Here is a 15295-nt window from a genome sequence, read left to right as displayed (position 1 = left end):
TATGAGGCTAGTTAATAACTAAGTAAATTTATATACAACACTAACGAGAAGAATAAACCTTATTTTAAAGGGGATACAGAAAATATGAGTAATTTACTAAAAAAGAAATCCGTTACACAATTGTTAGAGCATAATCAAAGCAAGATTTTAACGAAAACATTAGGAGCATTTGATTTAATTATGTTAGGGGTAGGCTCGATAGTTGGAACGGGTGTTCTTGTGTTAACTGGATTAGTAGCAGCAAGAAATGCTGGTCCAGCAGTTGTTTTTTCATTTATACTTGCGGCAATTATATGTGGATTTATAGCATTATGTTACGCGGAAATTGCTTCTACACTCCCGGCGTCTGGTAGTGTATATACGTACTCATATGCAACAATTGGTGAGTTTGTTGCTCATCTAGTAGGTTGGTCATTGCTGTTAATATATATCGTGGCAACAGCGGCTGTCGCTGCTGGATGGACAGGCTATTTCCACAATTTAATAAAGGGATTTGGATTAGAGATACCTAAAGCTCTAGTAACGATTCCTTCGCATGGTGGTATTGTGAATCTACCAGCGGTAATCATTACATTGATATTAGCATGGATGTTATCCCGTGGTACGAGGGAAAGTAAACGAATCAATAATACAATGGTATCGATTAAAATTGGAATGATTTTGTTGTTTATTACGGTTGGTATATTCTATGTAAAACCAATGAACTGGATACCAATTGCACCATACGGTTTAAGTGGAGTCTTTACGGGTGGAGCAGCTATTTTATTTGCTTTTACGGGTTTTGATATATTAGCAACTTCAGCAGAAGAAGTAAAAGACCCGAAACGTAATCTTCCGATCGGTATTATTGCATCATTAATCATATGTACAATTATTTATGTTATGGTATGCCTTGTTATGACAGGAATGGTTTCCTATAAAGAATTAAATGTCCCTGAGGCAATGGCTTATGTAATGGAAGTTGTAGGACAAGGAAAAGTCGCTGGTGCAATTGCTGCAGGTGCTGTAATTGGCCTTATGGCTGTTATTTTTTCCAATATGTATGCGGCAACACGAGTATTCTTTGCAATGAGTCGTGATGGATTGTTACCGAAATCATTTGCGAAAGTTAATAAGAAAACTGGAGCACCCACTTTTATAACTGGATTGGCAGGAATAGGGAGCTCTATAATAGCTGGGTTTATTGATTTGAAAGAATTAGTTAATTTAGTTAATATCGGTAGTTTGGTGACGTTTGCGTTAGTTTGTCTATCAGTTATTATCCTTCGTAAATCACACCCAAATTTAAAACGTGGATTTATGGTACCTTTTGTACCTGTATTACCATGCGTTGCAATTGTATGCTGTGTGTTTTTAATGCTAAATTTACCGTTAAGGACATGGGTGTACTTTAGTATTTGGATTACTATTGGGGTAGTAATATATTTCCTTTATTCGATAAAACACAGTAATTTAAATGAGGAAACGATCTCGAAATTACATGATAAAATTACGAGATAATAACGATAGAAAATTTTATTAATAATCATATTGATAGTTGAGTAACATAGAAACAGTTTTTTGACATTTAGCAAGAGATAAAATAAGAGATGCTAGGGCAGCTAAGTACTTTTTTAGAAACCTTGCTTGTTTTTTACGATTTAAAACTGCTAAGGAGAGAGAAGTATGAGTGAATTGCATTTTATGAGTATAGAAGAATTGGATAATAAATTGAAAAAATCTGACAGTGGTATTTATTTCATTAAAGATTATAATGACAATATTATTTATGTAGGCAAGGCTTTTAGTATAAAAAGTAGAGTATTAGCTCATTTTAATAGTTATTCCAATATTGAGGAATATGTACATTTATTTAATAAAGTAGCGTATCTCATTGAAGATAGTTTGTTAAAACGCTCATTGTTACAAGTTACTTATATGATTAAATATAAACCAGTATTAAACAAAGAAGTACAAAAAGAATTCCCAGAGTTGTATACTCAATACATTAAGCAGACAAATAAAAAATCTATGTTGTTAGAAATTGATGAAGCTAAAGAAAAAGGGGAGGAGTTAAAGAATAAATTAGTAAAATTAGTAGGCGGAAAAACTATGTTTTATGACATAATTTCTCTGTTAAACAATGGATATAACTATCATGTTCTCGCAAAAGTATTGAGCATAGAACTTCAAACTTTAATTATAATAAAAGAACACCGAAATAAATTTCCGATACCACATAATTATAAGAGGACAATAAAACATCAAGATATAATGTATGCTTTATCTGGAAAAAAGAATTTAAGTACTTCAAGGTTAAACACTTAACTTTAAAATAGTAAATTCGTTGCTTTTGTAGCTTTTATTGTTATATTGAAATGTAATGTACATTTGTGTTTCAAATTTAATTGGTGGAATAAGGGGAGGGAAAGGGTTCCTATAAAAATACTGGAAGAAATTAGGTCACTTATGCATAAATAGCATAAGTAGACACATGTTATTTATAAATATATTGGAAGTGCAATTATAAATATTCAAAGATACGAAAGTAATACAAAGGAAATTCTTATTTCTGCTACTACAAGTACTATTGAGCAAATGAAGTATGAAATTGCTTTTGAACTAAGAGTCACACTGGGACCTGATACATCACATCATCTGCAAATGGTTCGGATCGGTGGAGAGTTTACAAAACGCTTAGTTTGAATGGCTGAAAAACAGTTAACAGGTCAATACAGATTACACTAAGAAAATAATCCGTATATATACGGATTATTTTTCCTTTAATTTACAAAAAAAAATTTCGAAATTGAAAAAACCTCTCAGATTCCTTTGTAATAATCTTTTTTAGTTGTGTCAATGGCATAGGTATCGAAAGGTGATAAATTCGATACGAACGATGTATGATCCCTTAAAAGGGTTTTTGTGTTATTTATAATTTTAATTCCATAATACTTAAGCTGATATAATAAAATGTTTTATGTCTAAATTGATATAAAGTAATAATCATTAAGTGATATTTCTTTTTTTATAGAATAAGTAAAAACTGATACTGTAGTAATTACTGTTTTGAGATCAATTTACTGTGTACCTTAATTATTGAAGTTTTTTGTTGATTAACAACTATTGTGTTTGGAAATTAATAATAAGTTTATCCCGCTATTTGCCGGGCAGTAAGACCCCCACCTCAAAATTCAGCGGAAGCAAAGAAGTTAGGTGGGGGATCAACTGTCTGTAAAAGCCCGATTTGTGTGGGCTAATAATCAGTGGGGGATGAACAAAACCCCCACTGATTAAAGTTTCACTTTATGTGATGCGGTAATAAAACTAGCTATTTTGCTATTCTTAGTATTTGTAAATTCTATATATTTTTCCCTCTTTTGTGGAAAGTAAAACTAATGTTACGACCAGTAATATAGTGTCATTTTTTGAATATTTCATTCGTTTTTTATTTTTATTTTTAGTTGATGAAAAGACCTTTCTCTCAATTAAATGTTTAATTGAGCACTTGAATTTCCTCCACCTTGTACTTTTCAAAACATAGTGTTTCAAAAATAGCCGTATCGCTTTCCTCTTTTTCCGATTTCACGACTTCTTTATTATCTTTTTCTAAAATTTGGAGCAAAATAGTTTTTCAGTTTCATATTTAAATTAGCAGTATTTATTTTTTGAATTCAATTTGTATAAATGATTGAATTGGAACTTTGACTGTTATTTCTTGCGGTGGTACAGTATCTCCTGTTACTTTCGTTTTATTTGTAATATTTTTCTATCTCGGTCCTCGCATTGACTACCACTGTATTTTGTAGTGCTTCACTGTTTTCTCAAGTTCAATAATTATATCTTGTAGAATTAAGAAAAGAACTTAGCTTATTTCGTTTACTTATCTACTCTGATATTTAGATGCTAACTACAATTAAATAATATATGATTTTTATAAAAAAGATATAGTAATATTTTGTTGTGAATTGTACTAATTTGATATTTTATAGTATTATTTGTCGTGAATTATATCTAACAGAATATATTTTATGGATCTATAAAGGAGAATGTAATGAATACTTCTATCGATATACAACACTTGTGTGATCTTGCACATAAAGCATTTAATGCCCCTGTACATATTTTATCTGCAGACAGAAAAATTTTATATCATTCTACATCTGATAATGTTTGTAGTCCTTTTTATTCTTCAAAAGAAGAACATCTTAGTGATATTTATCAAGAAAACGATCCCTTTAACTTGCCACTTTTCCGAAGTAACAACTATCTTGAAAATTTTGTTCTAATTCATATAGAAAATCATGATGATATTAAAGGGACTATTATAATCGGTCCTACTATACATCCAAAAGATTCAGATGATATGATCATAAAATTTCAGAAAGAATTTAAATCAAATGATAACATTCAAGAAAGACTTGCCTATTATCAGTGTTTATCTGAGATTAAAAAAACTACATTAATTGATATGGGAATTCTATTACATTACATGATTTTCAATGAAAAGTTAGATGTAGATATTGTCTTGGAAAAAAATAAAGTACTAGAGGAAATTCCTAATAAAAATGTGAAACCTGATTTATATATTTTAAAACGTCGACAAAACAAACCTAAAACGCACAATATGTCATTAGTAAATGATTTCTTTTCGACTATTAAAGAAGGGAATAAAAAAAAGTTAATACAGTATATGTATGCGGTTTCGCAAGAAGATGTTGAACTTATGCTAATAGAGGATCCGCTCAGGAATCAAAAAAACCTTGGAATTATTGCGATTACCTTAGCCACTCGATATGCAATAGAAGGAAACCTGCCACCAGATATTGCTTTTGCTCATAGTATTTTATATATACAAACCCTGGAACAATTAGATAATGTAGAATCTGTAAAGCGATTGTCAGGGGATGCTTTACGTACTTTTGCAGATCGTGTGAAAGAATACAATGCAAAAAAGTATTCTTACGCGGTTACTACATGTATAAAACATATTAATAAAAATGTTTACGATGGAATATCTCTGAATGAACTTGCTAATCATTTAGAAATTACGCCTACTTATCTGTCTAAACTATTTAAAAAAGAAATGGGAATTACTTTAAGCGAATATATTCAAAGGGAACGAGTGGAAGAAGCAAAGAAATTATTAACACTCACTACTTATTCGTTATCAGATATCTGTGCTTGGCTTAACTTTAATGACCAAAGTTATTTTATAAGAGTTTTCAAAAAAATCACTAGCATGACCCCTAGGCAGTACCGTGAAAAATATACAATAATATAAGTTTGTTACCTACTGTCTCCAATGTAAAGACTTAAACATGGGTGTAAGTATCCCAAAAAATGAAAATTCACTAACCATTATTTTGCTAAAGGAAACAAAAAGATAGAAGGCTGCAAAGTGTTCCAAGGAAGCTTTGTAGCTTTTTTGTAATTTAAAACCTATGTTTATAACGATGATAAGTTTATAGACTAATATCTTCATATTAGATATTTATTAATAATGATATTGGGATATTTCGTGAAAAAATCAATAATATAACATATATTACTAAATATATCTACATTTTATGCAATTATACATAACTAAATAAAGGTAAAAAAGTATAAAAAAACCTATTATATTATTCTATAAGTATTTTTTCTAAAATAAAATTTCTTGGTTGAGCTAAAATAGTTATTTTTAACCGTATACACATTAATTTGTAATCATTACAATTACAGAAATGAAATTTACGAATAACTATATTTATATAATTTTTTTCGGTTCATATTTTTATTTAACAGTAAATTATCGAGCATAATCGACAAAATTTTTCTATTTACGCATTAAAAATTTAATGTTTTAATGAACAACATAACTGGTATGACCAGACAGAAAGGAGAAGGTTACGCTAATAGGAATTATAGTGAAGTTATAAGTAACATTATGTCTTTGAAAATTTTCTAAATAGTCAATTTATTCACAAGAGGTCAAGAATCAAATTGGTAATAAACGTGTTCTAAGTTTCTGCATAACAAAAGTAAAGTTATTCCGCAATAAAAGTATAAGTAATGTACAGTATAATTTCACCTTTTGTTGTCTACTAAGGAGTTTGCTGACAAAACTAAGAGGGATATTATCAAATTGAAATTAAACAATGTTATGACAAGATTAACTGTAAGCATTGGTTTATTGATCCTCACGATTCTGTAAGTTAAACCGCAACTTTAGGAAAGAATTAATAATTTACTACTCATAAGGTGCCTGATTCAAATATAGTTAATAAATTTTTGTTATTTATATTTAAAAAAATAGAGTATCGAAATGAGAGATAAATAAAATCCTTACATCCTATTAGAAGTAAAAAACAACGATATTAACGTATCTGAAAGATTTCTCCTTCTTATCCAGTTTACAAAGAGAGCGGTCGTACAAGTTATATGAATTAAGTTATAAAAACAATGGTAAAGGAGTGTACGGAATGAAAACTAAAATAATGACAGGATTATTAGTCACATCCATTGTAACTGGAGCAACTATTCCTATCAATACTCTCGCAACACCAATCGTTCAAGCGGAAACTCAACAGGAAGGCATGGATATTTCCTCTTCATTACGAAAATTAGGTGCGCAATCTAAATTAATCCAAACGTATATTGATCAATCTTTAATGAGTCCTAATGTACAGCTAGAGGAAGTCCCAGCTTTAAATACCAATCAATTCCTAATCAAACAAGATATGAAGGAATGGTCATCGGAACTCTATCCACAGTTAATTCTATTAAATTCAAAAAGTAAAGGATTTGTAACAAAATTTAATAGTTATTACCCGACATTAAAATCGTTTGTAGACAATAAAGAAGATAGAGAAGGGTTTTCGGATAGACTTGAAGTACTTCAAGAAATGGCTATGACGAATCAAGAAAATGCGCAACGACAAATCAATGAATTAACAGATCTTAAATTACAGCTTGATAAAAAATTAAAAGATTTTGATACTAATGTGGCAACTGCGCAAGGCATACTAAGTACAGATGGAACAGGAAAAATAGATCAGTTAAAAAATGAAATATTAAATACCAAAAAAGCAATTCAAAATGATTTACAGCAAATTGCATTAATACCAGGAGCTTTAAATGAGCAGGGATTTGCTATATTCAAAGAAGTTTATAGTCTTTCAAAAGAAATTATTGAACCAGCTGCTCAAGCAGGGGTGGCAGCGTATAACAAAGGAAAAGAAATTAACAACTCTATTCTAGAAGCGGAGAAAAAAGCGGCGCAAGAAGCGACAGAACAAGGTAAAACTGCTCTAGAGATTGAATCAGCAAAAAAAGCAGCTCGTGAAGCAATTGAGAAAAGCAAACAAGGTGAAATAGCAGCCGCAGCCGCAGCAAAAACACAAGAGTATGACCTGATGAAGGTCATTGATACCGAAAAGATTAAGAAAACATTTGGCGTTTTTGCTGAAGTAAATAAATTAACAGCAGAACAGCGAGCATATTTAGATGATTTAGAGAAACAAAATCAAAAAATATATGATTTAACAACGAAACTATCAATAGCTGATTTACAAAAATCAATGCTTCTTCTTACACAAAATGATTTGCATACGTTTGCAAATCAAGTAGATGTAGAACTGGATCTACTAAAGCGCTATAAAGAAGATTTAAATCTAATAAAAAATAGCATTACAAAATTATCTACTAATGTTGATACAACTAACGAGCAGTCTCAAAAAGATACATTAAGACAATTAAAAAATGTAATAAGTTACCTTGAAGAACAAGTATATAAATTTTAATATTGCGTTTTTAGGGAATTCATACAGATTATAAGCATTTAGCGAAAGAAGGAGAATAGTCATGAAAAAATTTCCATTCAAAGTACTAACTTTAGCTACATTAGCAACTGTTATAACTGCTACTACCGGTAACACTATTCATGCATTTGCACAAGAAACGACCGCTCAAGAACAAAAAGTAGGCAATTATGCATTAGGCCCCGAAGGACTGAAGAAAGCATTAGCTGAAACAGGGTCTCATATTCTAGTAATGGATTTATACGCAAAAACAATGATTAAGCAACCAAATGTAAATTTATCTAATATCGATTTAGGCTCAGAGGGGGGAGAGTTGCTCAAAAATATTCACCTTAATCAAGAGCTGTCACGAATCAATGCGAATTACTGGTTAGATACAGCGAAGCCACAGATTCAAAAAACTGCTCGTAATATTGTAAATTACGATGAACAATTTCAAAATTATTACGACACATTAGTAGAAACTGTACAAAAGAAAGATAAGGCAGGTCTAAAAGAGGGTATAAATGATTTAATTACTACAATCAATACAAATTCAAAAGAAGTTACAGATGTGATTAAGATGCTACAAGACTTCAAAGGGAAACTATATCAAAATTCTACAGATTTTAAAAATAATGTTGGTGGTCCAGATGGGAAAGGTGGATTAACTGCAATATTAGCAGGTCAACAGGCAACGATTCCACAACTTCAAGCTGAAATTGAGCAACTTCGTTCTACACAGAAAAAACATTTTGATGATGTATTAGCATGGTCAATTGGTGGTGGATTGGGAGCAGCTATTTTAGTTATTGCAGCTATTGGAGGAGCGGTAGTTATTGTTGTAACTGGCGGTACAGCAACACCGGCTGTTGTTGGTGGACTCTCGGCTCTTGGTGCAGCTGGTATCGGTCTAGGAACTGCGGCTGGTGTCACAGCATCTAAGCATATGGACTCCTATAATGAAATTTCTAACAAAATCGGAGAATTAAGTATGAAAGCAGATCGTGCTAATCAAGCAGTTCTTTCGCTTACTAACGCGAAAGAAACATTGGCATATTTATATCAGACTGTAGATCAAGCGATATTGTCTCTAACAAATATTCAAAAGCAATGGAATACAATGGGCGCAAATTATACAGATTTACTGGATAATATCGATTCTATGCAAGACCACAAATTCTCTTTAATACCAGATGATTTAAAAGCCGCTAAAGAAAGTTGGAATGATATTCATAAAGATGCAGAATTCATTTCAAAAGATATTGCTTTTAAACAGGAGTAGAACTGAAATTTAAAACCTAAATTGGAGGAAAATGAAATGATAAAAAAAATCCCTTATAAATTACTCGCTGTATCGACGCTATTAACTATTACAACTGCTAATGTAGTTTCACCAGTAACAACTTTTGCAAGTGAAATTGAACAAACGAACAATGGAGATACGGCTCTTTCTGCAAATGAAGCGAGAATGAAAGAGACCTTGCAAAAGGCTGGATTATTTGCAAAATCTATGAATGCCTATTCTTATATGTTAATTAAGAATCCTGATGTGAATTTTGAGGGAATTACCATTAATGGATATGTAGATTTACCTGGTAGAATCGTACAAGATCAAAAGAATGCAAGGGCACATGCTGTTACTTGGGATACGAAAGTAAAAAAACAGCTTTTAGATACATTGAATGGTATTGTTGAATACGATACAACATTTGACAATTATTATGAAACAATGGTAGAAGCGATTAATACAGGGGATGGAGAAACTTTAAAAGAAGGGATTACAGATTTGCGAGGTGAAATTCAACAAAATCAAAAGTATGCACAACAACTAATAGAAGAATTAACTAAATTAAGAGACTCTATTGGATATGATGTTAGAGCTTTTGGAAGTAATAAAGAGCTCTTGCAGTCAATTTTAAAAAATCAAGGTGCAGATGTTGATGCCGATCAAAAGCGTCTAGAAGAAGTATTAGGATCAGTAAACTATTATAAACAATTAGAATCTGATGGGTTTAATGTAATGAAGGGTGCTATTTTGGGTCTACCAATAATTGGCGGTATTATAGTGGGAGTAGCAAGGGATAATTTAGGTAAGTTAGAGCCTTTATTAGCAGAATTACGTCAGACTGTGGATTATAAAGTAACCTTAAATCGTGTAGTTGGAGTTGCTTACAGTAATATTAATGAAATGCACAAGGCGCTTGATGATGCTATTAACGCTCTTACTTATATGTCCACGCAGTGGCATGATTTAGATTCTCAATATTCGGGCGTTCTAGGGCATATTGAGAATGCAGCTCAAAAAGCCGATCAAAATAAATTTAAATTCTTAAAACCTAATTTAAATGCAGCGAAAGACAGTTGGAAAACATTACGAACAGATGCTGTTACATTAAAAGAAGGAATAAAGGAATTAAAAGTGGAAACTGTTACTCCACAAAAATAGGGAAATATTAATTCTGCGTAAAGTGAACTAAAACATAGAAAGTCTATGATTACACTGTTAAACAGAAAAGTAATAATTAATAAATCCTTATATAACAGAAAGGCGGAGTCTCATTAAAGACTTCGCCTTTCAATTATATATAAGTATGATTCGAATAAAAAATAACCTTGTAGTTTAATTGCTTTTTTAAAATTTGCAACAGAATCGGTTAATTTGAAGCAGATTATATACATTTTCTTTAATACTTAATGATTTGAAGGCTGCTAAAGAAAGTTCAAACGATACTGATAAAAGATGTAGAACTCATTTTGAAAGACATCGCTTTTTAATAAGATTAGAACTTGAAACCATACCTTATATAGGAGGAATACGAAATGATGAAAAAAATCCCTAATAAACTACTCGCTGTATCAGCGTTTTTAACTATAACAACTACTTATGCAGTCATACCACTAGAAACTTTTGCGATTGAAATTGAACAAACGAACAATGAAAATATATCTCTTTCAGCAAATGAAGAACAGATGAAAAAAGCTTTGCAAGATGCTGGTTTATTTGCAAAAGCTATGAATGAATATTCTTATTTGCTAATTAATAATCCAGATGTGAGTTTTGAAGGAATAACTATTAATGGAAATGCAGATTTACCTAGTAAAATTGTACAAGATCAAAAGAATGCAAGAGCACATGCTGTTACATGGAATACACAAGTGAAAAAACAGCTTTTTGATACATTGACAGGCATTATAGAATACGATACAAAATTTGAAAATTATTATGAAACATTAGTAGAGGCGATCAATAATGGAAATGGAGATACTTTAAAAAAAGGGATTACAGATTTACAGGGAGGAATTCAACAAAATCAAAAGTCTGCAAAAGCATTAATAGAAGAATTAATTCAATTAAAAAATGCTATTGGAGAAGATGTTAGAACATTTGGAAGTCATAAAGAGACATTGCAATCGATTTTAAAAAACCAAGGTGCTGATGTGGAGGCTGACCAAAAGCGTCTAGAGGACCTTTTAGGACAAGTAAAATATCAGAAAGACATAGAATCTAAGGGGTTAGACATGGTAAAAATCCCCTTTATTCCAACCTTGATTGCTGGTGGCATAATGATAGGTGATGCAAGAGGTAAGTTAGGTTGGCTAGAACCTGAATTAGCAAAATTGCGTCAGACTGTAGATTATAAAATAACATTGAATCGTGTAGTTGGAGTTGCATTTCATAATATTAGTGATATGCATAGTACGCTTGATAGTGCTATCACTGCTCTTACTTATATGTCTACGCAATGGGAGGATTTAGATTCTCAATATTCGGGTGTACTGGGACATATTGATAAAGCTGATCAAAAAGCTGATCAAAATAAATATAAATTCTTAACCCCTAGCTTGAATGCAGCGAAAAACAGTTGGAAAACATTAAAAACAGATGTTGTCACTTTGCAAGAAGGGATAAAAATTGCAGAGAAAAAAGAACAGGATTTTTTGAATCAGCTTCGTCCATCAAACGTTTTCTACTTTTATAAAAAAATTCATAACGCATACACTTTTGAAATAAAGACTGGAACAAATGCGCCAAAAGCGTCTTATAAAGTTATGAATTTAACTAAAAACACTGTTCATAATATGTGGAGTGGAGGGGCTAATACTAACATGTGGGCTGATTGGCTTTCATTCAATCCAAATGATGAATTTGCGGTAGTAGCAGTAGTGGATGGTAAAGAATATGTTGTGTATAAAGACAAAGTACAAAATATAATGAACTGAATCTGAAAGTAACGAAGTAATTGGAGCTGGAGAATAAACTAGACACCAAGTTAATTGAAAAATCTCCTTATATCCTAGAATATTTTGCTCAAGAAAAAGAATTTGTTCAGCGAAAAAGTAAATATTGAACCAAGGAGTTAGTTGTATTATGTGTATGGTTTTACCGAAAGGTTTCAAGTACATTACTCATACAATTATGTAGTTATCCTGAAGCATCTACAGGTGTTCTTATCGACCTTGAAGAACTACTTAGCTTCCTAAGTGGAGTGACTTTATGCAAAATTAAGTGAACGTTTTTGTACATAGATTAGTTGACATTTATATAGATTTTTTCCATTTTCAAAGATAGTTTTGTTTTTTTATGTTATTTTTCAAAAATTACTGTTGAAGTTTCTATATTCATGACTCAGCATATAATCATTGTTTAATGAAATGACATACCACGTCCCTTAGAGTTTCATACGTATTACGATAACTTAAAGAAAAAAGATAATAGTAGTCAACGGTTACTATTATCTTTTTTGAACTATTTTTCATTAAAATATCTCATCTGCTGTGCTCCTTATTTACTTTTCCAGATTTTATCCTAGTTTAAAATTTATGCATTTGAACTGTTTATACAATTTGTAGGATTTTTAGCTTTTTTGTCGAATACACTTAATGCAAGGAGGGACATTACATGATTATTAAAGATTATTTCATCAACCTTTCTATTTTTTCTTTATTAGTTAGCGCAGCAATATTTATTCAAGTGTTTACAATTAATTCTAGTCGATATTTCGAAAAGCTCTATGGAGGGATTATTGCAGTTACGTTAATGTTCTTTTCTTTTCCATACATGGGATTTTCTTACGATCTTCGAGTTGTTCCTCTTATTCTATCTTTTATTTACTTTGGTCGTATTGCTGGTTGGATTACGTTAATTAGCATAATTGTAATGCGTATCTTTTACACAGGAGGGTACTGGGAACCTCCTGTGATTGCTTATTTAGGTATGGGGATTCTATTTTCTACCTTTAAAACTTATTTTAAAAAACTACATCCTTTTAAAAGTGCATCGTTATATTTTTCTGTTTTTATTGGAATAAAGTGGTTAGTTGGCGTATTATTTAATACTACATTACTTTACACAGGAGGCTTATTATATATAGCGTTAGGACTTTTAATTGGGCTATTTCTTATGGAAGCCTACCAGAGATTGTATTATTTAACACAGGACTTATCTAAAATGAATCGAGAATTAAAAAAATCGAAGCAAGAACTTGCAGATACCGTACATGAGCTTCAAGGAGGAATTTTTAAATTTAAAAAAGTGGATAAGCACTTTATACACACTTTATGTGATGGACAGTTTTATTATCAAAACGGATTTTATTCTGAACAGGTGGTAGGAAAAAGCTTACGTACTATTGATGCTTCTATTGTTCCTCCACATTTAGTTCCACAATTGATGAAGTACTATCTTCAGGCATGGGAAGGAAAAGAAATTATATTTGAATTACCTTGGCCAAATGATAAAACTATTATTCTTATTGCGCTTAGGCCGATTAAACGAAATGGACAAGTTATTGAAGTTGTTGGTTCTACAGTTGATATAACCGAAAGGAAAAAGGTAGAATCAGAATTAAGCGCTACCAAAGAATTATTGGAATCATTTATAAAGCACAATCTAGATGCTATTACCATTTCTGATCGAGAAGGGCATATTTTACAAGCAAATAAAGCTTATGAAAAGATATTTGGGTGGTCATCACAAGAAATCATAGGTAAGAGATTACCTTGTGTACCAGATTTTTTAATGGAAGAATCGCTTAAAAATATTCAGAAAATTCTAACAGGCGAATCTGTGGTTACTAGATTAGAAACTGTTAGACAAAGGAGCGATGGGAGTCTTCTTGATGTCAGTCTGACAGTTTCTCCTATACTAGATGTAAGAGGAAATGTGATAGCTTTATCAGCAATATGTAGAGACATCTCTGAAAGAAAACAAGCAGAAAGAGAACGACATCGATTACACCAGCAATTAAGAGATAGTGAAATGAAGTACCGTGCACTAATTGAACAAGCAACTGATGCGGTATATGTAGTAGAGCTGAATGAAGATAATGCTCCAAGTCGATTTATTGAGGTAAACCCTGTTGGGTGTAGAAGATTTGGATATAGTAGAGAAGAGTTGCTCTCATTATCATTTTCAAATATAGTACCACAAGATTCTCAAATGATCGTAAGGCTATTAGAAAAAATTAAAAAGGGACAAACTTCCTTCACTTTGCAAGATGAATATGTTTTTCCAACAGGAAAAGTAATAACAGCTGAGTTTAGTGTTCGTGTTTTTAACTTAAATGGTAAAAAGGTTTTCCTAAGTATTTCTCGTGATATCACTGAACGGCTAAAAACAGAAGAATTATTACGAAAATCTGAAAAACTTGCTGTTGTAGGACAATTAGCGACTGCAATGGCTCATGAGATTAATAATCCATTAACTGCAATGAAAGGGTTCATGCAATTACTAAAATCAACAGAAAATGAGAATAATCAGGGTTATATTAATATAGTATCATCAGAGATTGAGCGTATAGAGAGCATAACAACTGAATTTATGGCGGTAGCCAAACCACAGGTGGTAAAAATACAACCTAATGATATTAGTGTGCTAATGGATCAAGTTTTAATGCTACTACAACCTCAAGCAATGATGCATAATATAAAATTTAGAATCGATCTTAACCCTGGTATTCCATTGATTTCATGTGAAGGAAATCAATTAAAACAAGTATTTGTTAATATATTAAAAAATGCAATTGAATCTATGCCGATGGGAGGGGAAATTCTGATTCAAATAAATATACTTGATAATAATCAAGTAAGAATTCGTTTTATCGATCAAGGGTGTGGGATTCCAAAAGAACGTATACCATACCTTGGAGAACCTTTTTATAGTATTAAAGAAGAGGGGGTTGGCTTAGGGTTAATGATCTGTTATAAAATCATTGAAACACATCAGGGAAAGGTATTTATTGAGAGTGAAGTGAATAAGGGGACTACAGTTGAAGTCACTCTCCCTATTTGTACACTTCAAAATTAATATATTCTTTTACTGAAATTTTTAAAGAAACCATACAGAATGTAATGCTAATGTTACTTAATGAAATAATAAAGAGAAGAACACTGGTAAATTTACCCTATAGAATAGACAATTGAAAAAGCTTGTTATAAAAACATCCTTTCTTTAGAACTAAAAGAAAGGATGTTTTTAATATTGTAATTATGCTCGAAAACATTTCTTATTTTTACTTTTAATACATTTTTTA

10 protein-coding genes and 1 pseudogene are annotated in these 15295 nt (G+C 31.3%); 10 read left to right on the top strand and 1 reads right to left on the bottom strand.

Annotated elements, in window-relative coordinates; genetic code table 11:
• Positions 1-84: 84 nt before the first annotated feature.
• The 3 genes from CN409_RS01085 (at position 85) to CN409_RS01075 (ending at position 2685) form a co-directional block, all read left to right on the top strand.
• Positions 85-1500 carry an amino acid permease gene (locus tag CN409_RS01085; RefSeq protein WP_097980980.1) on the top strand — a complete coding sequence of 472 codons (1416 nt, stop codon included), beginning with the start codon at positions 85-87 and terminating at the stop codon, positions 1498-1500.
• 165 nt (positions 1501-1665) lie between these two features.
• Positions 1666-2307 carry a GIY-YIG nuclease family protein gene (locus CN409_RS01080; protein ID WP_001292159.1) on the top strand — a complete coding sequence of 214 codons (642 nt, stop codon included), beginning with the start codon at positions 1666-1668 and terminating at the stop codon, positions 2305-2307.
• A gap of 198 nt (positions 2308-2505) precedes the next feature.
• Positions 2506-2685, top strand: coding sequence for a small, acid-soluble spore protein, alpha/beta type (locus CN409_RS01075; RefSeq protein WP_042598237.1), 180 nt, complete (start codon positions 2506-2508; stop codon positions 2683-2685).
• Positions 2686-3475: 790 nt separating this feature from the next.
• Here the strand turns inward: CN409_RS01075 and CN409_RS01070 are convergent.
• Complete coding sequence (locus CN409_RS01070) at positions 3476-3604, bottom strand: hypothetical protein (RefSeq protein ID WP_003281887.1); 129 nt, start codon at positions 3602-3604, stop codon at positions 3476-3478.
• A 429-nt stretch (positions 3605-4033) separates the two neighbouring features.
• Between CN409_RS01070 and CN409_RS01060 the strand changes: the two genes are divergently transcribed.
• The 7 genes and pseudogenes from CN409_RS01060 (at position 4034) to CN409_RS01035 (ending at position 15069) form a co-directional block, all read left to right on the top strand.
• Positions 4034-5263 (top strand): helix-turn-helix domain-containing protein, encoded by a 1230-nt coding sequence (locus CN409_RS01060; RefSeq protein ID WP_001097907.1) that lies wholly within the window; start codon positions 4034-4036, stop codon positions 5261-5263.
• Positions 5264-6443: 1180 nt separating this feature from the next.
• A complete protein-coding gene (gene hblC, locus CN409_RS01055; RefSeq protein ID WP_000850235.1) occupies positions 6444-7763 on the top strand; it encodes a hemolytic enterotoxin HBL lytic component L2 in 1320 nt (439 codons plus the stop codon).
• 61 nt (positions 7764-7824) lie between these two features.
• A complete protein-coding gene (gene hblD / locus CN409_RS01050) occupies positions 7825-9045 on the top strand; it encodes a hemolytic enterotoxin HBL lytic component L1 (protein WP_000714435.1) in 1221 nt (406 codons plus the stop codon).
• A gap of 36 nt (positions 9046-9081) precedes the next feature.
• Positions 9082-10209 (top strand): hemolysin BL binding component B, encoded by a 1128-nt coding sequence (gene hblA / locus CN409_RS01045; RefSeq protein ID WP_000591973.1) that lies wholly within the window; start codon positions 9082-9084, stop codon positions 10207-10209.
• Positions 10210-10583: 374 nt separating this feature from the next.
• Positions 10584-11984, top strand: coding sequence for a hemolysin BL regulatory component HblB (gene hblB, locus CN409_RS01040; RefSeq protein ID WP_097980979.1), 1401 nt, complete (start codon positions 10584-10586; stop codon positions 11982-11984).
• Positions 11985-12004: 20 nt separating this feature from the next.
• Positions 12005-12232 (top strand): annotated as a pseudogene (locus CN409_RS32210) (hypothetical protein); the annotation flags it as partial.
• A gap of 431 nt (positions 12233-12663) precedes the next feature.
• Positions 12664-15069, top strand: a complete 2406-nt coding sequence (locus CN409_RS01035; RefSeq protein WP_086390633.1) for a PAS domain S-box protein — start codon at positions 12664-12666, stop codon at positions 15067-15069.
• Positions 15070-15295 lie beyond the last annotated feature (226 nt).

Source organism: Bacillus sp. AFS012607, assembly GCF_002558005.1.
Taxonomy (GTDB): Bacteria; Bacillota; Bacilli; order Bacillales; family Bacillaceae_G; genus Bacillus_A; species Bacillus_A thuringiensis_S.
Note: the sequence above shows the minus strand (reverse complement) of the source record. Positions and strands in the feature narration are given on the sequence as shown.

Excerpts from the sequence above, each read along its gene's own strand:
- hblB (WP_097980979.1), top strand. The coding sequence starts at position 10,584 with ATGATGAAAAAAATCCCTAATAAACTACTCGCTGTATCAGCGTTTTTA.
- hblA (WP_000591973.1), top strand. The coding sequence starts at position 9,082 with ATGATAAAAAAAATCCCTTATAAATTACTCGCTGTATCGACGCTATTA.
- hblD (WP_000714435.1), top strand. The coding sequence starts at position 7,825 with ATGAAAAAATTTCCATTCAAAGTACTAACTTTAGCTACATTAGCAACT.
- CN409_RS01035 (WP_086390633.1), top strand. The coding sequence starts at position 12,664 with ATGATTATTAAAGATTATTTCATCAACCTTTCTATTTTTTCTTTATTA.
- CN409_RS01085 (WP_097980980.1), top strand. The coding sequence starts at position 85 with ATGAGTAATTTACTAAAAAAGAAATCCGTTACACAATTGTTAGAGCAT.
- CN409_RS01060 (WP_001097907.1), top strand. The coding sequence starts at position 4,034 with ATGAATACTTCTATCGATATACAACACTTGTGTGATCTTGCACATAAA.
- hblC (WP_000850235.1), top strand. The coding sequence starts at position 6,444 with ATGAAAACTAAAATAATGACAGGATTATTAGTCACATCCATTGTAACT.
- CN409_RS01080 (WP_001292159.1), top strand. The coding sequence starts at position 1,666 with ATGAGTGAATTGCATTTTATGAGTATAGAAGAATTGGATAATAAATTG.